The sequence below is a fragment of the Novosphingobium sp. FSW06-99 genome (assembly GCF_001519065.1).
Classification (GTDB): Bacteria; Pseudomonadota; Alphaproteobacteria; order Sphingomonadales; family Sphingomonadaceae; genus Novosphingobium.
On record NZ_KQ954255.1, the window covers coordinates 110,248 to 134,202 of the forward strand.

Here is a 23,955-nt window from a genome sequence, read left to right on the forward strand (position 1 = left end):
TGGAACCGGAGTGTTGCGATACTGTGGCGACGAAACATCCCTTGGGCGCCGTCACGCGCCGCAAGATCGACGCGTCAGCTCACGCCCAAGGGCGGATAAGTCGCAGAATAAGGTTCAGCGCGGGTGCCATTGCGACAGGCTATGGTCAATCGTGCGCGGCTTGTCCACAATGAATGCAACCGACAATAAGGGATGAGGATGCCGCCATGATCGAAGCTTATCATTTCGCCGTGCCCGACGCCGCCATCGCCGATCTGCACGCGCGCATCGATGCCACCCGCTGGCCCGAAGCCGAAACCGTGAACGACTGGTCACAAGGAGTGCCTCTGGCGGTGTTGCGCGATCTGGTCGCCACCTGGCGCCACGCGTACGACTGGCGCGCGGCCGAGGCCTGGATCAACGCGCAAGGCCTGTCGACCACCACTATCGACGGCCTGGCCATCCGCTTCCTGCACGTGCGCTCGCCCCGCGCCGATGCCACGCCGCTGATCCTCACCCACGGCTGGCCCGGCTCGATCCTGGAATTTCGCTGCGTGATCGAAGGCCTGACCAACCCCTCCGATACCAGTCCCGCGTTCCACTGCGTGATCCCGTGCCTGCCCGGATATGGCCTGTCGGACAGGCCCGTCGCCACCGGCTGGGGCGTCGAAACCATCGCCAGGGCCTGGGGCACGCTGATGGCGCGGCTGGGCTATACCCGCTGGTTCGCCCAAGGCGGCGACTGGGGTGCGGCCGTCACCACCCAGATCGGCCGCCTGAACATACCCGGTTGCGCCGGCATCCACCTCAACATGCCGATCGCGCGCCCGACCCCCGAAGACCTGGCTAGCCCAAGCCCCGCCGAACAACGCGCGCTGGCCGCGTTGCAGCACTATCAGCAATGGGATTCCGGCTATTCCACCCAGCAGCGCACCCGCCCGCAAACCATCGGCTATGCCCTGGTTGATTCTCCCGTTGGTCTGGCCGCCTGGATCTACGAAAAGATGTGGGCCTGGACCGACAACCAGGGCCGCCCCGAAGACGCGCTCAGCCGCACAGCGATCCTCGACAACCTGACCCTCTATTGGCTGACCGCCACCGGCGCCTCGTCCGCCCGCCTCTACTGGGAAAGCTTTGGCAGCTTCGCCCCCTCCGACATCACCATGCCCGTGGCGTGCAGCATTTTCCCCAAGGAAATCCTGCCGGCCCCGCGCAAATGGGTCGAACGCCACTGTACCAATCTGGTCTACTGGAACGACCTCGACACAGGCGGACACTTCGCGGCATGGGAACAGCCCGAGGTGTTTGTCCGCGAATTGCGCGCGGCGTTTGGCCAAATGCGGTAAGGGCCGCCAATGGCCCTGGTGCACGGCGCACGTGATCTGCGTGTATCAGAAAAAAGCCGGGCCACGGATTACGCCCGGTGTGATGGTGCTTGCAAGGCTGCGCGCCAGAGCAATTTTGCCGAATATTCGGTAATAGGGATAAGCCTTTTAACCTAGCTTCGGCTTGCGCACTTTTTACCATGACTGCCGCACAGATCGCCCCCTTGGCTTTTGCATTAGCCATGGGTGGCAGGGGATCGGTGGTATGGCAGGGAAACTTCAAGGCGCCAGCAGGTGGTTGCAGGATTGCAACCGACGCTGTTCTGGATTGAAGGCGCTGGCATTGGCCACCACGGCGATGATCGCCACGGTCGATGCATCGGCAGCGCATGCCGGAGAGATCGATAGTGCCCAGATCAAGGTATTTCAGGATCAGATCGCGGCGCTTCAGGCGCAGATCGACACCTTGAACCATGCCCTTGCCAAAGTTCAGAGCGCCTCGGCATCGGTGCCGACCGCACAGGCGGCATCGGCCGACCTGACGCCAAGGTTGCACGACGCCGGTGGACGCTTCTTCGAGCGCAAGCCCGGCGGACCTGCGACATTCCTGACCCGTGGCGGCGAAGTGACCGCCTATGGTCTGTTCGACGTCTCGTTCGATGGTGCCACCAAAGGCATGCGCGGTATGTCCGCACCGGACGGCGAAACGCCGATCGGCTCGCTCGGTTGGCAGCCGGACATTTCCACCAACATGTCCTATGTCGGCATTCGCGGATTTCAGGCGATCGGCAGCCACGGCTTGCGGTTCATCTACCAGCTTGAAACGCAGATCGATATCTCTGCAACCTCGGGCACTGGCGAAACCAACAGCAGTGCAAGCAATGTGGTCAAAGGCGGGTTGACCTCGCGCAACAGCTTTGTCGGGTTTGCCGCGCCACAGTTTGGATCGTTGTCTGTCGGCAAGACGGACGCGCCCTACAAGCAATCGACCGCGCGGATGAATCCGTTCATCGGAATGTGGGGCGACTACGCGTCGATCATGGGCAACACCGGGGGCGACAATCGCGTCGAGTTCGGAACGCGCCTTGACCATTCGATATGGTACGAAACGCCCGATATCCATGGCATCAAGTGGAACGTGCTCTATTCGCCTGGTCAAAATCGATCATCGAACAGCGACAACATTGCCGGTGGGGAATCGGATTGCACAGGGGGTAATATTCCGGGCAGTGGCGGCTCATTGCCTTTTGCGTGCAATGACGGTGCCTTCAGCGATGCGATAAGCACAAGCCTGGCCTATGCCCATGGGCCACTCTATCTGGTCGTTGCCTATGAACGCCACAGCAAGGTCAACCGGTCGAGCGATCTGACCGGGGAATATGCCAACCCGCCTGCCGCGTACATGGCAGCAGACACCGCTGATGAAGATGCCGCCAAGATCGGTGCGCAATTTGTCCTGCCGACCGGAACCACGGTCAGCGGGATCTATGAGCGGTTGCATCGCTATATTCCCGCGTTCCTGGAATTTCAGAACGAGCGCCAGCGTATCGGCTTTTGGCTGTCGGCGACGCAGAAGGTTTCCTCGAACGGTTTGCTGGCCTTCGGTTGGGCGCATGCCGGTCGTACGCCGGGCGATCCTGGCCAGCACAACACCTCGATCGTCCTGCCGCCGCTGGGCAGCCCGGGCGACGGCGTGGGAGGTGCCAATGTGGACAATGCGGCGAACATGGCCACAGTTGCCTACAAGATCGATTTTGGCGGCGGGCTGTCGGCCTATGTGGACTGGGCCAAAGTGTTCAATGGGCCTTATGCGCACTTCGCCCTTGGCGCGGGTGGCCGGGCGGTCACCATCGACTGCCACGACGCCAGCGACGCGACGGGCGATCAAACATCCGATCCGCATTGCTGGGCAGGGAACCGACCGCAAGCGGTATCAACCGGGGTGAGATACCAGTTCTGAGATGGCCGATTACCGAGATGCCCAATTCGGTTTCAATGCCAGATGCCACCAACGGCAATTGGATACCATGATCGGCGGGATCAGGAGATTTGGGGGCAGGGTCGTCAATTCGTTGACTATCTCGGAGATGGCCGTCGATTTCAAATAGGCGCACTGCCAACCGCGCTCCCCGGCGTTCTTGTCGCGATGACCTTTCGGAAACTACTCGTCCACCTCAACATGCCGATCGCCCGCCCAACCGCCGAAGACCTGATCAACCCCGGCCCCGCCGAACAACGCGCGCTGGCCGCGCTGCAACACTATCAGCAATGGGATTCCGGCTATTCCACCCAGCAACGCACCCGCCCGCAAACCATCGGCTGTGCCCTGGTCGATTCGCCCGTCGGCCTGGCCGCCTGGATCTACGAAAAGATGTGGTCCTGGACCGACAACAACGGCCACCCCGAAGACGCGCTGAGCCGCACAGCGATCCTCGACAACCTGACGCTCTATTGGCTGACCGCCACCGGCGCCTCGTCCGCCCGCCTCTACTGGGAAAGCTTTGGCAGCTTCGCCCCCTCCGACATCACCATGCCCGTGGCGTGCAGCGCCTTCCCCAAGGAAATCCTGCCCGCCCCGCGCAAATGGGTCGAACGCCACTGCACCAACCTGGTCCACTGGCACGACCTCGACCAAGGCGGCCACTTCGCGGCCTGGGAACAACCGCAAGTATTCGTGCGCGAATTGCGGGAGGCGTTTGGGGCGATGGGGTGAGGGAAGGGGGAAGTGGCCTCCGGCGGCCAAGGGCCATTGCCCTTGGAGCCCGTTTGTTTGGGCGTGGGCGCGGATGGAGACTTGGCGGAATGCTGCTTCGCGCTCTATTTGCCCTCGGGAGTCGGCCAGTGAGTGCGGTCCAGCAACGGACGACCTCGTTCATTCCGTATATTGTCCTCGGAACTCCTGTTCCAGGAACTCCGAAGAGCCTTATCAATGGAGGTTGTGAACGGATTGTTTCTTAAGCTTCTGTGGATAACTTGGGTAGTTGCAAAAATTTCACCTTGACACGTGCTTGACGCACTCCGCGATTTTGCGGTTTAAGAACAGCTCTCATTAAGTTTCGCGTCGATTCATAAATTCTCCATTCTGTCAAGAGGGTGGTTGACTTTTCCACGAATCAAACCTATATGTGGTTCTGCGGGGTCATTCGGCGCTGAAAATCCTGATGATGTCAGGAGAAGGTTTATCCGGGGTTTGGTGGGTGTTTATCGCCAGCAAGCCATAGGTGCCTAGGGCCTCGCAACTCACCTCGGTCCTGCACGAAAATTCCAGACACTAAACCTGTGTATGTTTCGTGGACTGTTGCGGTCGAACGTCTGTAAGCCGCTTTTTTCCAGAACAAGTTGAGAGATTTCGCGTTTTGCTGCTCGGGTTTCGGCCAGAAGGTGTTTGCCATTGCGAATATGGCATATTGCGCCAAGAATAACGTCGTTTAGTTGCAAGAGATCATCTTCGCATGAATCTTGAGAAACTAACTGTTTCAGCGGCCTGTGGTTTATTTCATGATCTCTAGCTAGGGCATTATTTATCATTTCTCGCATATCATTAAGTGATGTGCTGCTGTTTCGGTGATCCAAGCAGACGCACATGCCTTGATCGGTGGGATACAGTTTAGCGAATTTGTGGACTATTAGCTGGTAGTAAAGCTTGGATAGGCCAACATCTCTGTCGCCATTGTTGTATTTTTTATGGTTTGCTTGATGGCTGTCAAATACAAGGCAATGAAAATGCACCTGATTTGCGTTGTTTAAAGCGAAAAACAAATCAACAAGTGCTTTATATTCTTCAATTTTTTGATTCGATATTCTTGTCCATTTCAACTCAGCTCGCATGTTTAGGCGTTCTCGGTATGCCTCGATGCTTGCATGAATTTGTGGTATCATTGCGCGTCGAACACAAAAACCGCCTACTACAGTGAAACGATCTTTTGAGATGCCGGATTCGTCGGCAAAAAAGACGTATTCTTGTGGGGGGCAAAAACCGGGCATCGCCAATGACTGAATCTAACAAGCCATCGTGTCAATCCAGCAAATCTAAAGAAGCACGCGCTCTCTTGATGCGGATGGGGATGAAGCGCGCTTTTATGAGCGGCTGAAGAAGGTCGCCAAGGCCAAACCGGAATGACCATCTTGCGAAACAGTTTTAAAAATGAAGGGGTACGCTATGGCAACGCTAGCAAATTCCACTACATTCGAAGTTAACATCGCACTGCGCCAAGGTGTACAGGATGTTTGGAATGTCGAAGCCATCGACACTGATGGTTCGATCGAGCAAGCAATCTTCGCCGGGCCTCGTTCAGAGGAACGGGCGCGTGAATACGCACAATGGGAATACGATAGCTAGGCGATCACTTCGTACTCAACCTGATCAATGCAGGTTTGCGGTTTGATGTGGGAGTTTTGTGAATGCCAAGGCCCATCAATAACCGTGACCTGCGTGATCTCATCAATAGACATACAACGCCATTCTCCCCCGAGAGGCAGACCTTTTGAACTTTGGCCGCCGAACTGGAACATAAGAACTCTTTCGCGCCCATGCTTGTAGCCGATAGTGTGCGGGCAGCACTCTCTGTGCCGCCCTTGGTAAAGACAATGGACCTGTTGCCCATTTCTCATTGCAGACAAAATAGTTCGGTAGTTTGTGCTTGGCATTTTTACCTCGGCTCGCGGTAATCGATGACGGCTACTTTGTTACCAATACGTTCCCGAGTCGAGTCCGACTGAAGCATCCTATCTACGGGAGCCATTCGCCCGGCCCCCGGTGGGATTCGAACCCACACGCTCGAGATTGGCATTCCCGAGGCTGATCCGTCAGCGGGGCCACACTTAGGGTGAACGAAGGTAACTATAAACTGCCTGATTTCAAGGCGTGTTTGCAACGTATTTAACCGTCCCTAAAAACCCGCCACAAACACCAAAGGGGCCAGCCCGCAAGCCAGCCCCCCGTTGTCGTGCCGGAAAAGGGCGATCAGTTCTTGGTCGTGTCGACCAGTTTGTTCGCGCCGATCCAGGGCATCATGGCGCGCAGGGCGGCGCCGGTTTGTTCGATGGGGTGGGCGGCGGCGGCTTTGCGGGCCGCCTTCAGTTCGGGCTGGCCTGCGCGGTTGTCGAGGACGAAGTTCTTGACGAAGCGGCCGGCCTGGATGTCGGCGAGGACGCGCTTCATTTCGGCCTTGGTTTCGGGGGTGATGATGCGCGGGCCGGTGGTGATGTCGCCGTATTCGGCGGTGTTGCTGATCGAATAGCGCATGTTGGCGATGCCGCCTTCGTACATCAGGTCAACGATCAGCTTCACTTCGTGGAGGCATTCGAAATAGGCCATTTCGGGGGCGTAGCCGGCCTCGACCAGGGTTTCGAATCCGGCCTGGATCAGATGGGTCAGGCCACCGCACAGCACGGCCTGTTCGCCGAACAGGTCGGTTTCGCATTCTTCCTTGAAATTGGTTTCGATGACGCCCGAACGACCGCCACCGACGCCCGAGGCATAGGCGAGGGCGATGTCGTGGGCGTTGCCGGTGGCATCCTGGGCCACGGCGATCAGGCAGGGCACGCCGCCGCCTTTGACATATTCGCCGCGCACGGTGTGGCCGGGGCCTTTGGGGGCGATCATGATAACATCGACATCGGCGCGGGCTTCGATCAGGCCGAAGTGGATGTTGAGGCCGTGGGCAAAGGCCAGCGCGGCGCCGGGGCGCAAATTGGCGTGGATGTCGTCGGCATAGATGGCGGCCTGGTGTTCGTCGGGGGCGAGGATCATCAGGATATCGGCCCAGGCGGCGGCTTCGGCGTTGGGCAGCACCTTGAAGCCGGCACCTTCGGCCTTCTTGGCGCTGGCCGAGCCGGGGCGCAGGGCGATGGCAACATTCTTGACGCCGGAATCGCGCAAGTTCTGCGCGTGGGCGTGGCCCTGGCTGCCATAGCCGAGCACAGCGATCTTCTTGTCGATGATCAGGTTGAGATCGGCGTCGGCGTCGTAATAGACCTTCATATCAGTTCCGTTTCTGCAATTGGTGTGTTGATCGGGGAAAATTCAGGCAGCCTGGTTGCCACGCACCATGCCGACGACGCCGGTGCGGCCGACTTCGACGAGGCCGAGTTCCTTCATCAGCGCGACGAACGTGTCGATCTTGTCGGGCGAACCGGTCAGTTCGAAGACAAAGCTCGACGTCGTGGTGTCGACCACCTTGGCGCGGAAGATGTCGGCCACGCGCAGCGCCTCGACACGGAAATTGCCGGTTCCGGCCACTTTGATCAGCGCCAGTTCGCGTTCGATGTAAGGGCCCAGCTCGGTCAGATCGACGACTTTGTGCACCGGCACCAGCCGTTCGAGCTGCGCGCGGATCTGGTCGATGATCGAGGGCGGGCCGTGGGTGACGATGGTGATCCGGCTGACTTCGTGGTTGTCGGTGATATCGGCCACGGTCAGGCTGTCGATGTTATAGCCGCGCGCGGTGAACAGCCCGGCAATCTTGGCCAGAATCCCGGCTTCGTTGTCGACGGTGATGGTCAGGACGTGGCGTTCCTGCGCCTCGGCGGTCTCGGTGTTCATGGTGTGCGTTCTTTCAGGCCCTGGCAGGTCAAACGAGCGCCTTGGCGGCGTCATCCATCGTTCCGGCAACTTCATCGCCATAGAGGATCATGTCGGTATGCGCCGCGCCCGAGGGGATCATCGGGTAGCAATTGGCTTCCTTGACCACCAGGCAATCGACGAACACCGGGCCGGGGTGGTCGATCATTGCCTGAATCCCGGCATCGAGGTCATCCATGCTGGTGATGCGGATGCCTTTCCACCCGTAGGCTTCGGCCAGTTTGACGAAATCGGGCAGGCTGTCGGAATAGCTGTTGGAATAACGGCTTTCGTAAGTCAGTTCCTGCCACTGGCGGACCATGCCCATCCATTCGTTGTTCAGCACGAAGACTTTGACCGGCAGGCGGTATTGCGTGGCGGTGCCCAGTTCCTGGATGTTCATCTGGATCGAGGCATCGCCCGCGATATCGATCACCAGCGCATCGGGCAGCCCGGCCTGCGCGCCGATCGCGGCGGGCAGGCCATAGCCCATCGTGCCCAGCCCGCCCGAGGTGAGCCATTTGTTGGGGCTGTCGAAATGGAAATATTGCGCCGCCCACATCTGGTGCTGGCCGACTTCGGTGCTGATCACCGGATCGCGATCGCGCGTGAGCGCATAGAGGCGCTCGATCGCCTTTTGCGGCATGATCTCGGCGCCGCGATCGGGATAGGCCAGGCTGTTGCGCGCGCGCCAGCCGGCGATCTGTTCGTACCAGTTGGCAAGGTTGGCCTTGCCATGCCCGGCGGCCAGCCAGGTGGCGATCATCTGTTCGAGCACGATGGCGCAATCGCCGATGATCGGCAGATCGACGCGCACGGTCTTGTTGATCGAGGCGCGATCGATATCGACGTGGATCTTGCGCGAATAGGGCGCAAAGGCATCGAGCCGCCCGGTCACGCGATCATCGAAGCGCGCGCCCAGCGCGATGATCAGATCGGCCTTGTTCATCGCCATGTTGGCTTCATACGTGCCATGCATGCCCAGCATACCCAGCCAGGCCGGATCGGCCGCCGGAAACGCGCCCAGGCCCATCAGCGTCGAGGTGACGGGCGCGCCGGTCAGCACCTGCAATTCGCGCAGCAGGCGGCTGGCCATCGGCCCGGCGTTGATGATGCCGCCGCCGGTGTAGAAGATCGGGCGTTCGGCCGCGGCGATCATCGCCACCGCTTCGGCGATGTCGGCGGCAGGCGCGCTGGTCTGCGGGGCATAGCGCGTGCGGCGTTGCGGCGCGCGGCCGGTCCAGTGCGCCAGACTGATCTGCACATCCTTGGGAATGTCGATCACCACCGGGCCGGGGCGGCCGGCCGTGGCGATATGGAACGCCTCGTCGACGATCGCTGCGAGTTCGGAGGCGTCTTTGACCAGATAGTTGTGCTTGGTGCAGTGGCGGGTGATGCCGACGGTGTCTGCCTCCTGAAAGGCGTCGGTGCCGATCAGGCCGGTGGGAACCTGCCCGGTGATCACCACCATCGGGATCGAATCCATGAACGCGTCGGCAATGCCGGTCACCGCGTTGGTGGCGCCGGGGCCAGAGGTGACCAGCACGACGCCCGGTTTGCCGGTGGCGCGGGCATAGCCCTCGGCGGCATGGGCGGCGCCTGCCTCATGACGGACCAGAATGTGGCGGATGCGGTTTTCGCCGAACAGCGCGTCGTAAATTGGCAGCACTGCCCCGCCGGGATAGCCGAACACGAATTCGACTCCCTTGGCGACCAGACTTTCGACCAGGATCTCCGCGCCGCTGCGCTCGATGCTCACAATTCACGTCCTCGACAAGGCGGAAAAAGGGGCCCGATAGACCCATCCGCCGATGAACAACAGCCTTAAACCGATGGTGGTGATCGCTCACACACCCGCATCAGGCGGATTTATGGGCGATCAAAATAATGCGGCCCGGTACACTGCGAGGCGCACCGGGCCGTCTCTCCCACTTCGGGCACCGGCAAATCCCTTTGAAACAGAGACTCACCGGCATGTGAGGGTCTGCTACTTGATACAATAATACGTGTCAAGCGGCTAAAATTGAAACAATGATGCTATGTTGGGATTTTCGATGAAATTTTCGTACGCGATGCGTGGCCAGTCGGGCGGCATCTGGTGCCGCAGCCAGGTATATTGGCGCTTGGCATAGTTGCGCGTGGCCTGCTGGCCGGTGGCGATCGCGGTCGGCGTGTCGATGGCGCCGGACAGGAATTCGGTCACTTCGCGCACCCCGATCGCGCGCATCACCGGCAGATCGGGGTCGAGTCGCCGTGCCAGCAAGGCGCGCACTTCATCGATCGCGCCCGCCTGCCACATCATGGCAAAGCGCCGGTCGCAGCGCTCGTAGAGCCAGGCGCGATCGGGCATCAGCACACAGGCCGACACCGCCACGGCATCGCCGATGCCGCCCTCGCGCGCATCCTGCCACGCCGCCAGCGGGCGCCCGGTTGACCGCACGACTTCGAGCGCGCGGGCGATGCGTGCCATGTCGGCAGGGGCCAGACGGGCCGCACGTTCCGGGTCTTCGCGGGTCAGCGCATCCCATGCCTGGTCCACCGGCATGGCGCGCACGGCGGCGCGCACCTCGGGGTCGATCGCGGGAATGGGCGCGATCCCGTCGAGCAGGGTGCGGATATAAAGCCCGGTGCCGCCGACCAGGATCGGCAGCGCGCCTGCGGCATGCGCGGCGTCGATCTCGGCGCGCGCGGCACAGGCCCAGTCGGCGGCGGAACAGGCCCGCGCCCCGTCCCACGCACCAAACAGCCGATGCGGCACCCCGGCCATCGCGGCGGCGTCGGGCCGCGCGCTCAATATGGCCAGATCGGCATAGACTTGCGCGCTGTCGGCGTTGATCACGACGGCCTGCCCGACATGGTGGGCCAGCCGCACCGCAAGATCGCTCTTGCCGCTGGCGGTCGGCCCTGCAATGAGCGCGAGCCTTGGCTTGTGTGTGTTCGAGGAGTTTTCGGTGTTCATTGCCCGCCTGATAGCAGACCCGGAGACGCTTGGAGACCGGCTTGCCGTCGCCATGGAGGAAATCGAGGAGAGCGGCGCCGAAGTGCTGGGCGCGGGCATGCTCGATTCGAACCCCGACGTGCTCGAACTGGAAATCGTCGATGGCAACGCCGCCCTGGTGCGCGGCGTACTCGACCGTCATTTTCCCGATGCCGACCTGCTGCTGGCCGAAGGCGCGATCACGCTGCCGCAGGTGTTTGTGTCGGACATGGATTCGACCATGATCGGGCAGGAATGCATCGACGAACTGGCCGATTTCGCAGGGTTGAAGGCGCAGATCGCGGCGATCACCGAACGCGCGATGCACGGCGAACTCGATTTTGCCGCCGCGCTGCATGAACGCGTGGCGTTGCTGGCCGGGCTGCCGGAAAGCGCGATTGCCGATTGCCTCGATCAGCGGATCCGGCCGATGGATGGCGCGGTCACGCTGGTGCGCACGCTCAAGGCGCATGGCACGCGCACCGTGCTGGTGACCGGCGGGTTTCACCAGTTTGCCGACACGGTGGCCAGTGCACTGGGTTTTGACCGGGTGGTCGGCAACCGCCTGGGCGTCGAGGGTGGCGTGCTGACCGGTGCGGTGATCGGCCCGATCGTCGACAGCGCGGTCAAGCGCGCGGTGCTGGAAGACGAAGCCGCACGGCTGGGTGAGGGCGTGGTCAGCCTGGCCACCGGCGATGGCGCCAACGACATTGCGATGATTCGTGCCGCGACTCATGGGATTGCCTTTCGCGCCAAGCCAAAGGCGCGCGAAGCCGCCGATGGCCGCATCGATCGCGGGGATTTGACTGCCATTCTGGACCTTTACGGCATCGCGCGCGAAGCCTGGGTCATGGATTGACGAGATATTTACACTGGTGTTAGTATGTCTTGGCAGACAAGAGGATAACACCGACAATGAACGCGATCCCGTTTTCGGTAACTGCCGACCTGCCGATCTATGACGAGCGGCGCCCGGTGCTGCGCACGCGCCCGTTGAAGGCGTGGCGCCATTTTCGCGAACTGCTCAAGGACAAAGAGCGGACCGATGAAGTGTTCCGCATTTTCGAGGCGCTGCCGTGGCGCGGGTTTCCCGCCGCCGGGGTGAAATTCCTGTCGAGCGAGCGCGGGCAGGCCTTGCGCGCGCGGGAGCCCTATCTGCCGCCGATCCTCGATGATCACGCCGCGCTGCGCCGCACGCCTGTGGGTTCACTGGCGCATGCCTATTGCGATTTCATGGAGCGCGAGGGGTTGAGCGCGCAAGGACTGGTCGACGAATTCGAGAAATTCGCGGTCGGCAAGCCGCGTTTCCAGGACCAGTTCGCGTGGTATTTGCACCGGGGCCGCGATGTGCATGATCTGTTGCACGTACTGACCGGCTATGGCCGCGACGGATTGGGCGAAGCCTGCGTGCTGGCCTTTACTTACAGCCAGCAGCCAAGCCCGGCGCATCTGTTCATCGGCTATATGGCCGGGCTGAACATGAAAAAGACCGTCAAGAGCGAGGCGCCGGTGCTGCACGCGATTCGCGAAGGACAGAAACTGGGCAAGGCCTGTCCGCGCCTGATCGAAACTTCGATCACCGACTTGCTGCCGCTGCCGATCGATGAAGTGCGCCGCCGCCTGAACATTACCCCGGCGCGCCATTACCACCGCGCACACCAGGTCTGGCGCTCGATCGGCGTCGACCCCTACGACATGCTGGGCCGGAACACCGCCACCCCGCAGGACGTGCCACAAGCTGCGTAAACCCTTGCCCCTGAAGGGGGAGGGCTGGGTGGGGGTGTGTGCCGCCTGATCGATGCGCGGATCGCGGGCCTTGCGACACCCCTCCCCAACCCCTCCCCTGAGGGGAGGGGCGAATCAACCATCAGCCTTCCATCCAGTCGCGGAAGAACGCAGTGTTGCGCGCTCTCAGTGCGGTGATGGTCACGGCAAAGCCGGTGCCCGTTATCGCATCGCCGCCCGTGGTGCCGATCCGCCGCGCGGTCACGCCCGGTGCCGACAGATCGGCATCGGCGGGCGCGGTGACCACATAGCGGCTCTGGTCTTCGCCGAACGCGGTGGCGGCATCGAGGATACCATCGACGGTGCAGCCGATGCCGCTGGCCATCGCCATTTCCGCCAGCGCGACCAGCAGGCCGCCGTCAGCCACGTCGTGCACTGCGCTGACCCGGCCATCGGCGATCAGTTCGCGCACCAATTCGCCGTTACGGCGCTCTTCGTCCAGATCGACCGGCGGCGGGGCGCCCGCTTCGGCGCCGTGGATTTCGCGCAGATAGAGCGACTGGCCCAGATGCCCGCCTTGCGCGGGTCCGCCGATCAGCCAGATCGCCTCGCCGGGCGCCTTGAAGCGGATGGTGGCCATCGTCGCATGGTCGAGCATCAGCCCGACCCCGCCGATCGCCGGGGTGGGCAGGATCGCGCTGCCGCCGCCGGTCGCCTTCGATTCGTTGTAGAGCGACACGTTGCCCGACACGATCGGATAATCGAGCGCGCGGCAGGCATCGCCCATGCCGTTCAGCGCCTCGACGATCTGCGCCATGATTTCGGGGCGCTGCGGGTTGGCAAAGTTCAGGCAGTTGGTAATCGCCAGCGGGGTTGCGCCCACCGCGCAGATGTTGCGCCAGGTTTCGGCAACCGCCTGCTTGCCGCCCTCATAGGGATCGGCATAGCAATAGCGCGGGGTGCAATCGGTCGACATCGCCAGCGCCTTGTCGCTGCCGTGCACGCGCACCACGGCGGCATCACCGCCCGATTTCTGCAAGGTGTCGGCGCCGACCTGGCTGTCATACTGTTCCCAGATCCAGGCGCGGCTGGCCAGATCGGGGCAGCCGATCAGCGTCAGCAGGTCTGCGCCCAGATCGGTGCTTGCGGGCAGGGTGCCCAGCGCGGGCACCGCCGCCCAGGCCTTGTAGTCGGTCAGCGACAAGTGCTGGCGGTCATAGAGCGGTGCCTCGTCGGCCAGCGGATCGAGCGGAATGTCGCAGACGACTTCGCCGTTCCATTCCAGCACCATGTGGCCGGTGTCGGTCACTTCGCCGATCACCGCGAAATCGAGTTCCCATTTGCGGAAAATCGCCTCCGCCATTGGCTCCTTGCCCGGCTTCAGCACCATGAGCATGCGCTCCTGGCTTTCCGACAGCATCATTTCATAGGGCGTCATGCCCTCTTCGCGGCAGGGCACTTTGTTCATGTCGAGCCGGATGCCCGCGCCGCCCTTGCTGGCCATTTCGACCGAGCTGCTGGTCAGCCCCGCCGCACCCATGTCCTGGATCGCGACGATCGCATCGGTCGCCATCAGTTCCAGACAGGCCTCGATCAGCAGCTTTTCGGTGAACGGATCGCCCACTTGCACGGTTGGGCGCTTTTCGTCGCTCTTGTCGTCGAAATCGGCGCTGGCCATTGTCGCGCCGTGGATACCGTCGCGCCCGGTCTTCGACCCGACATAGACGATCGAATTGCCAAGGCCCGTCGCCGCCGAATAGAAGATCTTGTCGGTATCGGCGACGCCCACGGTCATCGCGTTGACCAGGATGTTGCCGTCATAGGCGCGGTGGAAATTGGTTTCGCCGCCCACCGTCGGCACGCCGACGCAATTGCCATAGCCGCCGATACCCGCGACCACGCCTTGCACCAGATGCTTCATCTTGGGATGGTCGGGGCGGCCAAAGCGCAGCGCGTTGAGATTGGCCACCGGGCGCGCGCCCATCGTGAACACATCGCGCAAGATGCCGCCGACCCCGGTTGCCGCGCCCTGATAGGGCTCGATATAGCTGGGGTGGTTGTGGCTCTCCATCTTGAAGATCGCCGCCTGGCCATCGCCGATGTCGATCACCCCGGCATTCTCGCCCGGTCCGCAGATCACCCAGGGGGCCTGTGTCGGCAATTTCTTCAGATGCAACCGGCTCGATTTGTACGAACAATGTTCGGACCACATCACCGAAAAGATGCCCAGCTCGACCACATTGGGCTCTCGCCCCAGCGCGTGGAGCACGCGGGCATATTCGTCTTCGGTAAACCCGTGGGCGGCGACGGTTTCGGGGGTGATCTGTGCAGACATGCGCGGCCTCTAGAACATCGGGCGCCAAAGTTGCACCCGGTTTTTTCACGATGTCAGCCGATCACGCGCCCCCGATCACCTTGCGCGTGACCGCCGTTGCCACCACCGCCGCAACCGCCGTGGCAAAGCTGCCCCAGGCAATGTCGATCGCCGACAGCCATGCGGGCCAGCGCGCCAGTGTGGCCTGATTGGTCAGGTCATAGGTCGCATAGCACAGGCCGCCCAGCAATGCCGCATTGAGCGCCGCCGTGCCGACCCCGTCGGCAAGGCCGGGGCGGATCGCAAACCACGTGATTCCGGCCAGATAGACCAGATAGAACAGCACCGCCGGACCGCCCCGGAAATCGGCCGCCAGCAGATCGCCCAGCACCGGGCGATAGATGCGCGATCCCGCAAATGTCAGCCAGCAGGCATCGAGCGCCCCGAATGCCAGTGCCGCCACCGTGTAACCGATCAGCCATTTCATCGTCACATCTCCGATCGCCGTGCAATTATGCCGGGTCGGGCTTGACCGTGCCCGAACGGCGCGTCAATTGTCCCCTTGATGACAAGCCAGATCGAAATAACCGCGCTCTCGTTCGAAGAAGCGCTAAAAGCCCTTGAGGATGTCGTGCGGCGGCTCGAAAGCGGCGAGGCGCCGCTCGACGAATCGATCGTGCTCTATGCGCGCGGCGATGCGTTGCGCGCGCATTGTCAGGCCCGGCTCGATGCCGCGCAGGCGCGTATCGAGGCGGTGGTCGCCGATCGCGATGGCGCACTTGCCACGCGCCCGTTTGACGAAACGGTTTGAACACGATGACCGACACTGATCAGGCCACCACCAAGCCCGCCTCGTTGCTGGCCGATGCGCTGGTGCGTATTTCGCAGGAAGTCGATGCCTGTTTCGATACCGTGCTGCCCGTGCCGGGCGACCCGCGCGACCGGCTGTACGAGGCCATGCGCTATGCCGCGATCGGTGGCGGCAAGCGGCTGCGGCCGCTGCTGGTCACGGCGGTTTCGGGGCTGTTTGCGATCGATCGGAATGTCGCGGTGCGGGTGGGCAGCGCGATCGAGGCGATCCATGTCTATTCGCTGATCCATGATGACCTGCCGTGCATGGACGACGATTCGCTGCGCCATGGCAAGCCGACCGTGCATCTGGCCTATGACGAGGCAACCGCCGTGCTGGCGGGCGATTCGCTGTTGTCGCTGGCGTTCGAGATCCTGTCCGATCCGGCGCTGATCGGTGACCCGTTCACGCGGATCGAACTGGTGCGCACGCTGGCGATGGCGAGCGGGGCGGGCGGCATGGCCGGTGGGCAGATGATGGACATGGTCGCCGAATCCACCGCGTTCGACTTGTCGACAGTCACCCGGCTGCAACAGCTCAAGACCGGCGCGCTGCTGGGTGCCGCGGTCGAAATGGGCGCGATCCTGGGCAAGATCCCGCCCGAAGGCCGCACCCACCTGCGTGGCTATGCCCGCGATATCGGGCTGGCGTTCCAGATTGTCGACGATCTGCTCGATGCCGAAGGCGATGAACAGATGGCCGGCAAGGCGCTGCGCAAGGATGCCGACGCCGGCAAGCAGACGTTCGTCTCGCTGCTCGGGGTCGATCGCGCGCGCGCCCAGGCCCGCCATCTGGTCGATCAGGCGATCGATTACCTGGCATCCTATGGCGAAGAGGCCGATCTGTTGCGCGCGGTGGCGCGCTTCATTGTCGATCGCGATCGCTGACCCCACGCTTGGCCGTCACAGACATGGAGAGGATTTCCCGTGGGCTTGGATAAACCGCGCATCGGGGTCTACCCCGGCACTTTCGATCCCGTCACGCGCGGGCATCTCGATATCATCCGGCGCGGGTCAAAGCTGGTCGATCGCCTGATCATCGGCGTGACCACCAACATGTCGAAAAATCCGATGTTCAGCCCCGACGAACGCATCGCCATGGTGCGCCGCGAAATTGCCGATCAGGGCCTGACCAACGTCGAAGTGACCGGGTTCAACGCGCTGTTGATGAAATTTGCCGAACGCCAGGGTGCCAGTGTGATCGTGCGCGGCCTGCGTGCCGTCGCCGATTTCGAATACGAATACCAGATGGCGGGGATGAACCAGCAGCTCAACAACCGCATCGAGACGGTGTTCCTGATGGCCGATGTCAGCCTGCAGCCGATCGCATCGAAACTGGTCAAGGAAATCGCGCTGTTCGGTGGCGACATCACCCACTTTGTCTCGGCGCCGGTGCGCGAACAAGTGGTGGCGCGCGTGGCAGAGCAGGGGCGGCTGGGCGATTATTGAGATTTCGCCCGGGAAATGTTCATTGCAGGCTAAGCGCGGGTCGCCTATCGGCGATGGCAGAATTTTGACAGGATGTGCCTTGATGCGTTTTCGCCTGCTTGCCTCATTTGCGCTCGGCGCCGCGCTCGTTGCCACCCCGGCTTTCGCCCAGGAGAAAGAGAAGGAAACGGTCAAGCCTTACAAGGTGGACCGGGTGGTTTCCTCGAGCACGATCCCCTATCTGATCGACGCGGATGAAAGCCACGATCCCGAAAACGTGCTGGTGCTCTATCTGTCGAATGGCGGGCGCGTCGCCATCCGGTTGATGCCGGCCTGGGCGCCGCACCATGTCGAACGGATCAAGACTCTGGCGCGACAAGGCTTTTATGATGGCTTGATCTTTCACCGGGTGATCGATGGGTTCATGGCGCAGACCGGCGATCCGACTGGGACCGGGCAGGGCGGGTCGAAACTGCCCGATCTTGATGCTGAATTCAACGACGTGCCCCACGGGCGCGGCACGGTGTCGATGGCGCGCACCGATGAACCCAACACGGCCAATAGCCAGTTTTTCATCGTGTTTTACCCGCGTTCTGCGCTCGATCGCAAATACACCAATTTCGGGCGGGTGATTTCGGGCATGGACGCGGTCGACCGCGTCGTGCGTGGCGAACCGCCTGCGCATCCGACCAAGATCGTCCAGGCGTCGATCCTGGCCGATCACAAGCCCGCGCCGGTGGCCGGGGCCGAAGCACCCGCGCCGGGCGCGATCACCGCCGACATGCTCAACCATTCGGCGACGCATTGATCGACGTTGACCGTGCGCGGCGTTAAGAGATTGCGGCGAACCCATGCGGGTTGACCTGTTCGATTTCGATCTGCCGACCGATCGCATTGCGTTGCGCCCGGCGCGACCGCGCGATGCGGCGCGGCTGTTGCATGTGCCCGGTTCGGGCGCGTTCCAGGATCTGGGCGTGCGCGATCTGCCGCGCCTACTGCGCGCGGGCGATGTGCTGGTGTTCAACGACACCCGCGTCATCCCCGCGCAACTCGAAGGCGTACGCGGCGAGGCGCGGATCGGCGCGACTTTGCACAAACGGCTCGATCTGCGGCGCTGGCAGGCGTTCGTGCGCAATGCCAAGCGGTTGCGCGAAGGCGATACGATCGATTTTGGGCAGGGCGTGACCGCCAGTGCCGAAGCGCGCCATCCCGATGGTAGCTGGACTTTGGCGTTTGGCGGGGATGATCCTGTCGAAGTGCTGCTCGAACGCGCAGGGCGCATGCCCCTGCCGCCCTATATCGCCGGCAAGCGCCCCACCGATGAGGCCGACCGCGCCGATTACCAGACGATGTTTGCCGCGCGCGATGGCGCGGTCGCGGCCCCCACGGCGGCGCTGCATTTCACCCCCGGCCTGCTCGACGCGCTGGCGCACGCCGGGGTGGCGCACGAAACGCTGACACTGCATGTCGGCGCGGGCACATTCCTGCCGGTCAAGGCCGACGACACGCAGGACCACGCAATGCATGCCGAATGGGGCCGGATCGAGCCCGACACCGCCGACCGGCTGAATGCCGCGCGCGCGAACGGGGGGCGCGTGATCGCGGTCGGCACCACCAGCCTGCGCCTGCTCGAAAGCGCCGCCGACGAGGCCTGCGTGATCCGGCCCTTTGCCGGGGATACCGCAATCTTCATCACGCCGGGCTATCGCTTTCGGGCGATCGACGGGCTGATGACCAATTTCCACTTGCCCAGATCGACGCTGTTCATGCTGGTGTCGGCGCTGATGGGGCTTGATCGCATGCAGGCCGCCTATGCCCATGCGATTGCCGAACAGTACCGTTTCTACAGCTATGGCGATGCCAGCCTGTTGATCCCCTGATCGCCGGAGTCTGACTCGAAACGCGCGAAAGAGCGCGTTTCGAAGTCGGCACCGGCCCGCTCCCCGCGACGAAGAGCACGAAAACGTCCGGGGGACGTTTTCGCTGAGGAGCCGACCACCCTACTATAGGTATCCTATGGGTGGTCGGGTGGGGGAGCGGGCCGGTGCCGACTTCCCGACACGGCAGTGTCGGGTCGCCCACTCAGAATTCCACTTCAAGTTCCTCGAAATCGTCGGCTTCGGCTTCGGCCCCGGCCTGCCATTCGCGCATCGGCTCCCACGCGGCGATGGTGTCGCAATAGGCGCTGCTGGCCGGGCTGAGTTTGACCGCATAAGTGCGGAACCGGGTGGTGACGGGGGCATACATGGCATCGGCGATGGTGGGCGCCGCGCCGAACAGAAACGGGCCGCCATAACGTGACAGGCAATCCTGCCAGATCGCCTCGATCCGCTCGATATCAGGCCGCGCGCCCGAAAATACCGGAAAGCTGGTGTGGCGCACTTTCAGATTCATCGGCAGGGCCGAGCGCAAGTTGGTGAACCCTGAATGGATCTCGCCCGAAATCGACCGGCAATGCGCGCGGGCGATCCGGTCGGTCGGCAACATCCGTGCGGCGGGATAGAGTTCGTTGAGATATTCGGCAATCGCCAGCGTGTCCCACACGCTGGCGCTCTCGTGGGTCAACCGGGGCACCAGCACCGAGGGGCTGAGCAACAGCAGTTCGGCCCGGTCGCTGGCGCTGTGTTCGACCCGCTGTTCATCGACATCGAGCCCGGCCAGGCGGCACAACAGCCAGCCGCGCAGCGACCACGCCGAATAGGTCTTGCTGGATATCGTCAGCACCGCTGCGGGCCTGACAATCTTGATCGACTTGCTGCCCGCCATGGTCTGCGTCCTGCCTCTCGTCGCTACCCTTTGCAGGTAACCATGTCGCGCGGCCCTTGCCAAGCGCATTGATGCAGCGCAGCATTAAACGGGCGATTATCCATTTCGTGCGATTCTTCGGTGTGGCGGTCAAAGGAAACCGGTGTGTACGCAGCGTTTCAGGCCTTTTCCGATGTGATGGAACCCTCGCGCCGCATGGCACGGGGCCTGCTCGGCTTGCGCGACCGGATCTGGCCCGATGCCGATCGCAACGACTGGGTGCGGCGGTTTCATGCCTTGTGCGACAGCTATGCACTGGCCAGCGTGATCAGCACGCGGCCCCCGTTTGCGATCAAGGCGGTGCCGGTGGGCAACCAGATGGTGCCGGTGCGCGAAGAGGTGGTGCAGTCTTTGCCCTTCGGCAATCTGGTGCATTTCGCCAAGGACGACCTCGATACGCCGCAGCCGAAAATGCTGGTGGTGGCGCCGCTGTCGGGGCACTTTGCGACCTTGCTGCACCACACCGTAGAGGTGCTGCTGCGCGATCATGATGTCTATATCACCGACTGGCGCCATGCGCGCGAAGTGCCGGTGGGCGAAGGCGCGTTCGGGCTGGACGATTATATCGACTATATCATCGCATTCCTGCGCCATCTGGGCCCCAACAGCCATCTGCTGGCAGTGTGTCAGCCATGCGTTCCCGCGCTCGCCGCCGTGGCGGTGATGGCGGGCACCCGCGATCCGTGCCAGCCGCGTACAATGACGCTGATGGGCGGACCGATCGACGTGCGCGAGGCGCCGACTGTGGTCAACGATCTGGCGCGGCAGCATTCGCTCGACTGGTTTGAGGCCAATCTGATTTCACAGGTTCCAGCGCGCTATGCGGGCGCGGGGCGGCGGGTCTATCCCGGTTTCCTGCAACTCCATGCCTTCATGTCGATGAACATGGGGCGGCATCTGGAACAGTTCCGCCGGTTCTATCAGGCGCTGGCCGATGCGCGGATCAGCGATGCCGACAAGATCCGCGATTTCTATGTCGAATATTTCTCGGTGCTTGATCTGACGGCGGAATTCTATCTGGAAACCATCGATCGGGTGTTTCAGCGCGCGCTGTTGGCCAAGGGCGAACTGGACCATCGCGGGGTGCGCGTCGATTGCGGGGCGATCCGCCATACCGCGCTGCTGACCGTTGAAGGCGAACGCGACGATATCTGCGGGGTGGGGCAGACCGCTGCCGCGCATCTGTTGTGTACCAGCCTGCGCCCCCATCTCAAACGCCACCATCTGCAACCGGGCGTCGGCCATTATGGGGTGTTTTCCGGGTCGAAATGGGAAAAGCAGATCTATCCTCAGGTGCGCAATCTGGTGCTGGCGATGAGTTAGGCAAACCAGTTCCAGATCAGCTTCGCCGTCAGCAACAGGCTGACGGTGACCAGCAGTGGGCGGATCACCGCTGCGCCGTGGCGCGTGGCGAGGCGGCTGCCGATCATTGCGCCGGTCATCGCGCCCAGACCCACGGTCAGGCCCAGCAGCCACAGCACTTGTCCACCGCTGGCAAAAACGATCACGCTGCCCAGATTGCTTGCGACGTTCAGCAGCTTGGTCAGCCCCATCGCGCGGGTCAGCCCCATGCCGCGCAGCGAAACCAGGCTGGTGGCATAGAACTGCCCCGCGCCGGGGCCGAAAAAGCCATCGTAAAAGCCGATTCCGGTGACCACCGGACGATAGGCGCCGATACCGATGCGCGGCGGCGCTTCGTGATCCTCCATCCGGCGAGACAGCATCGTATAGACCGCAACGCCGACCAGCAGCAGCGGCACGATCAGCGCCAGCGCGCGGCCATCGATCCGCCGGATCAGCAGCGATCCGGTCACCGCGCCCAGCAGACTGAGCGCGGCAAGCGGCAATCCGGCCCGCAGCGACAGCAATCCGGCGCGGCGATAGCGCCAGGTGGCCATGCTGGTGCCCATGATCGATTGCACTTTGTTGGTGCCCAGCACCAGATGCGGCGGCAGACCGGTGGCAATCAGCGCAGGCAGCATGATTAGCCCGCCACCCCCGGCAATGGCATCGACGGTGCCGGAGACGACCGCCACCCCGGTCAGCACGACAAACAGCACCGGGCTGACGGATACGGGTTCGAGCAGGGTCATCAAGGTCATTTGCACGCCATGGCAATCGCGCCTAAAGGCCGCAATCGCTGATTTTACAAAGATTGCCCATGACCGCTGCTGCGCCCCGTTTCGCCTTTCAGATCCACGCCACCGACGGCCGCGCGCGCACCGGCGTCGTACGCATGCGGCGCGGCGATATCCGCACGCCCGCGTTCATGCCGGTCGGCACCGCTGCCACGGTCAAGGCGATGAAGATGGACGATGTGCGCGCCGCCGGGGCCGACATCATTCTGGGCAACACCTATCACCTGATGCTGCGCCCTGGCGCCGAACGCATGGCGCGGCTGGGGGGCCTGCACAAATTCGGCGGGTGGAACCGCCCGATCCTGACCGACAGCGGCGGCTATCAGGTGATGAGCCTGGCCAGTCTGCGCAAGATTACTGAGGACGGGGTGACCTTTGCCAGCCATCTCGACGGGTCGCGCCATATGCTAAGCCCCGAACGCTCGATGGAAATCCAGCGCTTGCTGGGATCGGACATCGTCATGGCGTTCGACGAATGCCCCAAGATCGACCAGCCGCGCGACGTGATCGCGCGATCGATGGAAATGTCGATGCGCTGGGCCCGGCGCAGCCGCGCCGCCTTCGACGCAGGCGAAGACCACGCGCAAGGCGCCGCGCTGTTCGGCATTCAGCAGGGCGGGCTTGACGAACGCCTGCGCGCCGAAAGCGCGGGCGCGCTCGCCGCGATCGGGTTCGATGGCTATGCCATCGGCGGGCTGGCGGTGGGCGAGGGGCAGGAGGCGATGTTCGCCACGCTCGATTTCGCGCCGGGCCAGTTGCCCGACAGCGCGCCGCGCTATCTGATGGGGGTGGGCAAGCCCGACGATCTGGTCGGCGCGGTCGAGCGCGGGGTCGACATGTTCGACTGCGTACTGCCGACGCGATCGGGCCGCAACGGGCAGGGGTTCACCTGGTCCGGCCCGGTCAACGTGCGCAACGCGCGCCACGCCGAGGATTCAGACCCGCTCGATCCGCGTTGCCCATGCCCGGTCTGCACCCGGTACAGCCGTGCCTATCTTCACCATCTGCACAAGGCGGGCGAAATGCTCGGCGCGATGCTGCTGACCGAACACAACATCTGGTTCTATCAGCAATTGATGGCCGGCATGCGCGCGGCGATCGCTGAAGGGCGGTTTGCCGCATTCGCCGCCGACTTCCGGCGGGACTATCTGGGGCGCTGAACCGGCACAAAAAAAGGCGGGGTTGCCCCCGCCTTTTGTGTGTCTGGCGATGAAGCCCGACCGATCAGCGCGAATAGAATTCGACGACCAGATTCGGTTCCATCTTCACCGGATAGGGCACTTCGTCGAGCGTCGGAACGCGCACGAAGGTCGCCTTGTCGGCTTCGGCCTGAACATATTCGGGGATGTCGCGTTCGGGCAGGGCCTGGGCTTCGGCGATCAACGCCATTTCCTTGGCCTTGTTGCCCAGGCTGATCACGTCGCCGGGGCGAACGCGACGGCTGGCGATGTTGCAGCGCACGCCGTTGACGCGGATGTGGCCATGGCTGACGATCTGGCGCGCCGCAAAGATGGTCGGCGCGAACTTGGCGCGATAGACCACCATGTCGAGGCGCTGTTCGAGCAGGCCGACCAGGTTCTGGCCGGTATCACCCTTGATCCGCGCGGCTTCCTGATAGGTCGCCTTGAACTGCTTTTCGGTCACGTCGCCGTAGTAGCCCTTGAGCTTCTGCTTGGCGCGGAGCTGAATGCCGAAATCCGACACTTTGCTCTTGCGCCGCTGGCCGTGCTGACCAGGGCCATAGCTGCGGCGGTTGACCGAGGACTTGGGACGGCCCCAGATGTTTTCACCCAGACGGCGGTCAATCTTGTACTTCGATGCCTTACGCTTTGACACGCGAGGTTCCTTTCATT

The 23,955-nt window shown here is 62.7% G+C and carries 24 protein-coding genes and 1 tRNA gene; 13 read left to right on the plus strand and 12 right to left on the minus strand.

Annotated features, from left to right (window positions below; all coding sequences use genetic code 11):
- The first annotated feature begins 206 nt into the window (after positions 1-206).
- The 3 genes from AQZ49_RS09410 (at position 207) to AQZ49_RS09420 (ending at position 4,017) form a co-directional block, all read left to right on the plus strand.
- Positions 207-1,325, plus strand: coding sequence for an epoxide hydrolase family protein (locus tag AQZ49_RS09410; protein ID WP_082701679.1), 1,119 nt, complete (start codon positions 207-209; stop codon positions 1,323-1,325).
- 244 nt (positions 1,326-1,569) lie between these two features.
- Positions 1,570-3,264, plus strand: a complete 1,695-nt coding sequence (locus AQZ49_RS09415; RefSeq protein ID WP_082701680.1) for a porin — start codon at positions 1,570-1,572, stop codon at positions 3,262-3,264.
- 186 nt (positions 3,265-3,450) lie between these two features.
- Positions 3,451-4,017, plus strand: a complete 567-nt coding sequence (locus AQZ49_RS09420; RefSeq protein ID WP_197410990.1) for an alpha/beta hydrolase — start codon at positions 3,451-3,453, stop codon at positions 4,015-4,017.
- A 527-nt stretch (positions 4,018-4,544) separates the two neighbouring features.
- Here the strand turns inward: AQZ49_RS09420 and AQZ49_RS21800 are convergent.
- Positions 4,545-5,288 (minus strand): DUF3800 domain-containing protein, encoded by a 744-nt coding sequence (locus AQZ49_RS21800; RefSeq protein ID WP_082701681.1) that lies wholly within the window; start codon positions 5,286-5,288, stop codon positions 4,545-4,547.
- A 175-nt stretch (positions 5,289-5,463) separates the two neighbouring features.
- Between AQZ49_RS21800 and AQZ49_RS22265 the strand changes: the two genes are divergently transcribed.
- Positions 5,464-5,643 carry a hypothetical protein gene (locus tag AQZ49_RS22265; protein WP_156428227.1) on the plus strand — a complete coding sequence of 60 codons (180 nt, stop codon included), beginning with the start codon at positions 5,464-5,466 and terminating at the stop codon, positions 5,641-5,643.
- Here the strand turns inward: AQZ49_RS22265 and AQZ49_RS22540 are convergent.
- The 6 genes from AQZ49_RS22540 to miaA all read right to left on the minus strand — a co-directional run bounded on the left by AQZ49_RS22540 (position 5,640) and on the right by miaA (position 10,825).
- Entirely contained in the window at positions 5,640-5,816 is a 177-nt protein-coding gene (locus tag AQZ49_RS22540) for a hypothetical protein (RefSeq protein WP_197410991.1), read from the minus strand. The genes AQZ49_RS22265 and AQZ49_RS22540 overlap by 4 nt on opposite strands.
- 235 nt (positions 5,817-6,051) lie before the next feature.
- Positions 6,052-6,121: transfer RNA gene (locus AQZ49_RS22270), tRNA-Gly, on the minus strand.
- Positions 6,122-6,267: 146 nt separating this feature from the next.
- A complete protein-coding gene (gene ilvC, locus AQZ49_RS09425) occupies positions 6,268-7,287 on the minus strand; it encodes a ketol-acid reductoisomerase (RefSeq protein ID WP_067615041.1) in 1,020 nt (339 codons plus the stop codon).
- A 42-nt stretch (positions 7,288-7,329) separates the two neighbouring features.
- A complete protein-coding gene (gene ilvN / locus AQZ49_RS09430) occupies positions 7,330-7,848 on the minus strand; it encodes an acetolactate synthase small subunit (RefSeq protein WP_067615042.1) in 519 nt (172 codons plus the stop codon).
- Between the two features lie 28 nt (positions 7,849-7,876).
- Entirely contained in the window at positions 7,877-9,625 is a 1,749-nt protein-coding gene (gene ilvB, locus AQZ49_RS09435) for a biosynthetic-type acetolactate synthase large subunit (RefSeq protein ID WP_067615043.1), read from the minus strand.
- A 258-nt stretch (positions 9,626-9,883) separates the two neighbouring features.
- Positions 9,884-10,825, minus strand: a complete 942-nt coding sequence (miaA, locus tag AQZ49_RS09440; protein ID WP_067615044.1) for a tRNA (adenosine(37)-N6)-dimethylallyltransferase MiaA — start codon at positions 10,823-10,825, stop codon at positions 9,884-9,886.
- On the opposite strand from miaA, the gene serB reads away from it, so the two are divergent.
- Positions 10,818-11,702, plus strand: coding sequence for a phosphoserine phosphatase SerB (gene serB / locus AQZ49_RS09445; protein WP_067615045.1), 885 nt, complete (start codon positions 10,818-10,820; stop codon positions 11,700-11,702). The two genes, miaA and serB, sit on opposite strands and share 8 nt — an antisense overlap.
- Before the next feature lie 56 nt (positions 11,703-11,758).
- Positions 11,759-12,589: a Coq4 family protein gene (locus tag AQZ49_RS09450; RefSeq protein WP_067615046.1), complete on the plus strand. Its 831-nt coding sequence runs from the start codon at positions 11,759-11,761 to the stop codon at positions 12,587-12,589.
- A 121-nt stretch (positions 12,590-12,710) separates the two neighbouring features.
- Here the strand turns inward: AQZ49_RS09450 and purL are convergent, their stop codons facing one another.
- Both purL and AQZ49_RS09460 read right to left on the minus strand, forming a co-directional pair.
- On the minus strand, positions 12,711-14,903 hold the full coding sequence (gene purL, locus AQZ49_RS09455) for a phosphoribosylformylglycinamidine synthase subunit PurL (protein ID WP_067615047.1): 2,193 nt from the start codon (positions 14,901-14,903) through the stop codon (positions 12,711-12,713).
- Positions 14,904-14,964: 61 nt separating this feature from the next.
- The gene (locus tag AQZ49_RS09460) at positions 14,965-15,369 is read right to left on the minus strand and encodes a DUF2177 family protein (RefSeq protein ID WP_067615048.1); all 405 of its coding nucleotides are present in this window, start codon (positions 15,367-15,369) and stop codon (positions 14,965-14,967) included.
- 78 nt (positions 15,370-15,447) lie between these two features.
- Between AQZ49_RS09460 and AQZ49_RS09465 the strand changes: the two genes are divergently transcribed.
- From AQZ49_RS09465 to queA, 5 genes are all read left to right on the plus strand, one after another.
- Positions 15,448-15,693, plus strand: a complete 246-nt coding sequence (locus AQZ49_RS09465; protein WP_067615049.1) for an exodeoxyribonuclease VII small subunit — start codon at positions 15,448-15,450, stop codon at positions 15,691-15,693.
- Positions 15,694-15,698: 5 nt separating this feature from the next.
- The gene (locus AQZ49_RS09470; RefSeq protein WP_067615050.1) at positions 15,699-16,619 is read left to right on the plus strand and encodes a polyprenyl synthetase family protein; all 921 of its coding nucleotides are present in this window, start codon (positions 15,699-15,701) and stop codon (positions 16,617-16,619) included.
- A 39-nt stretch (positions 16,620-16,658) separates the two neighbouring features.
- Positions 16,659-17,180 (plus strand): pantetheine-phosphate adenylyltransferase, encoded by a 522-nt coding sequence (coaD, locus tag AQZ49_RS09475; RefSeq protein WP_231739155.1) that lies wholly within the window; start codon positions 16,659-16,661, stop codon positions 17,178-17,180.
- 82 nt (positions 17,181-17,262) lie between these two features.
- A complete protein-coding gene (locus AQZ49_RS09480) occupies positions 17,263-17,967 on the plus strand; it encodes a peptidylprolyl isomerase (RefSeq protein ID WP_067615052.1) in 705 nt (234 codons plus the stop codon).
- A gap of 43 nt (positions 17,968-18,010) precedes the next feature.
- Positions 18,011-19,039 carry a tRNA preQ1(34) S-adenosylmethionine ribosyltransferase-isomerase QueA gene (gene queA / locus AQZ49_RS09485; protein ID WP_067615053.1) on the plus strand — a complete coding sequence of 343 codons (1,029 nt, stop codon included), beginning with the start codon at positions 18,011-18,013 and terminating at the stop codon, positions 19,037-19,039.
- A gap of 202 nt (positions 19,040-19,241) precedes the next feature.
- Here the strand turns inward: queA and AQZ49_RS09490 are convergent, their stop codons facing one another.
- Entirely contained in the window at positions 19,242-19,925 is a 684-nt protein-coding gene (locus AQZ49_RS09490) for a glutathione S-transferase (protein WP_067615054.1), read from the minus strand.
- 177 nt (positions 19,926-20,102) lie between these two features.
- On the opposite strand from AQZ49_RS09490, the gene AQZ49_RS09495 reads away from it, so the two are divergent.
- Entirely contained in the window at positions 20,103-21,287 is a 1,185-nt protein-coding gene (locus tag AQZ49_RS09495) for a polyhydroxyalkanoate depolymerase (protein WP_067615395.1), read from the plus strand.
- Here AQZ49_RS09495 and AQZ49_RS09500 read toward each other — a convergent pair.
- Positions 21,284-22,066 (minus strand): TSUP family transporter, encoded by a 783-nt coding sequence (locus AQZ49_RS09500; RefSeq protein WP_067615055.1) that lies wholly within the window; start codon positions 22,064-22,066, stop codon positions 21,284-21,286. The two genes, AQZ49_RS09495 and AQZ49_RS09500, sit on opposite strands and share 4 nt — an antisense overlap.
- Positions 22,067-22,125: 59 nt before the next feature.
- On the opposite strand from AQZ49_RS09500, the gene tgt reads away from it, so the two are divergent.
- Complete coding sequence (gene tgt / locus AQZ49_RS09505) at positions 22,126-23,262, plus strand: tRNA guanosine(34) transglycosylase Tgt (protein WP_067615056.1); 1,137 nt, start codon at positions 22,126-22,128, stop codon at positions 23,260-23,262.
- Between the two features lie 64 nt (positions 23,263-23,326).
- Here the strand turns inward: tgt and rpsD are convergent, their stop codons facing one another.
- Positions 23,327-23,938: a 30S ribosomal protein S4 gene (rpsD, locus tag AQZ49_RS09510; RefSeq protein WP_067615057.1), complete on the minus strand. Its 612-nt coding sequence runs from the start codon at positions 23,936-23,938 to the stop codon at positions 23,327-23,329.
- Between the last annotated feature and the right edge of the window lie 17 nt (positions 23,939-23,955).

Coding starts and splice junctions, on each gene's coding strand:
- ilvC (WP_067615041.1), bottom strand. CDS start 7,287: ATGAAGGTCTATTACGACGCCGACGCCGATCTCAACCTGATCATCGAC.
- AQZ49_RS09480 (WP_067615052.1), top strand. CDS start 17,263: ATGCGTTTTCGCCTGCTTGCCTCATTTGCGCTCGGCGCCGCGCTCGTT.
- AQZ49_RS22540 (WP_197410991.1), bottom strand. CDS start 5,816: ATGTTCCAGTTCGGCGGCCAAAGTTCAAAAGGTCTGCCTCTCGGGGGA.
- AQZ49_RS09420 (WP_197410990.1), top strand. CDS start 3,451: ATGACCTTTCGGAAACTACTCGTCCACCTCAACATGCCGATCGCCCGC.
- AQZ49_RS09500 (WP_067615055.1), bottom strand. CDS start 22,066: ATGACCTTGATGACCCTGCTCGAACCCGTATCCGTCAGCCCGGTGCTG.
- AQZ49_RS09450 (WP_067615046.1), top strand. CDS start 11,759: ATGAACGCGATCCCGTTTTCGGTAACTGCCGACCTGCCGATCTATGAC.
- AQZ49_RS09465 (WP_067615049.1), top strand. CDS start 15,448: ATGACAAGCCAGATCGAAATAACCGCGCTCTCGTTCGAAGAAGCGCTA.
- tgt (WP_067615056.1), top strand. CDS start 22,126: ATGACCGCTGCTGCGCCCCGTTTCGCCTTTCAGATCCACGCCACCGAC.
- AQZ49_RS21800 (WP_082701681.1), bottom strand. CDS start 5,288: ATGCCCGGTTTTTGCCCCCCACAAGAATACGTCTTTTTTGCCGACGAA.
- AQZ49_RS09470 (WP_067615050.1), top strand. CDS start 15,699: ATGACCGACACTGATCAGGCCACCACCAAGCCCGCCTCGTTGCTGGCC.
- AQZ49_RS09415 (WP_082701680.1), top strand. CDS start 1,570: ATGGCAGGGAAACTTCAAGGCGCCAGCAGGTGGTTGCAGGATTGCAAC.
- miaA (WP_067615044.1), bottom strand. CDS start 10,825: ATGAACACCGAAAACTCCTCGAACACACACAAGCCAAGGCTCGCGCTC.
- purL (WP_067615047.1), bottom strand. CDS start 14,903: ATGTCTGCACAGATCACCCCCGAAACCGTCGCCGCCCACGGGTTTACC.
- ilvN (WP_067615042.1), bottom strand. CDS start 7,848: ATGAACACCGAGACCGCCGAGGCGCAGGAACGCCACGTCCTGACCATC.
- AQZ49_RS09410 (WP_082701679.1), top strand. CDS start 207: ATGATCGAAGCTTATCATTTCGCCGTGCCCGACGCCGCCATCGCCGAT.
- AQZ49_RS09460 (WP_067615048.1), bottom strand. CDS start 15,369: ATGAAATGGCTGATCGGTTACACGGTGGCGGCACTGGCATTCGGGGCG.
- AQZ49_RS22265 (WP_156428227.1), top strand. CDS start 5,464: ATGGCAACGCTAGCAAATTCCACTACATTCGAAGTTAACATCGCACTG.
- AQZ49_RS09490 (WP_067615054.1), bottom strand. CDS start 19,925: ATGGCGGGCAGCAAGTCGATCAAGATTGTCAGGCCCGCAGCGGTGCTG.
- queA (WP_067615053.1), top strand. CDS start 18,011: ATGCGGGTTGACCTGTTCGATTTCGATCTGCCGACCGATCGCATTGCG.
- AQZ49_RS09495 (WP_067615395.1), top strand. CDS start 20,103: ATGGAACCCTCGCGCCGCATGGCACGGGGCCTGCTCGGCTTGCGCGAC.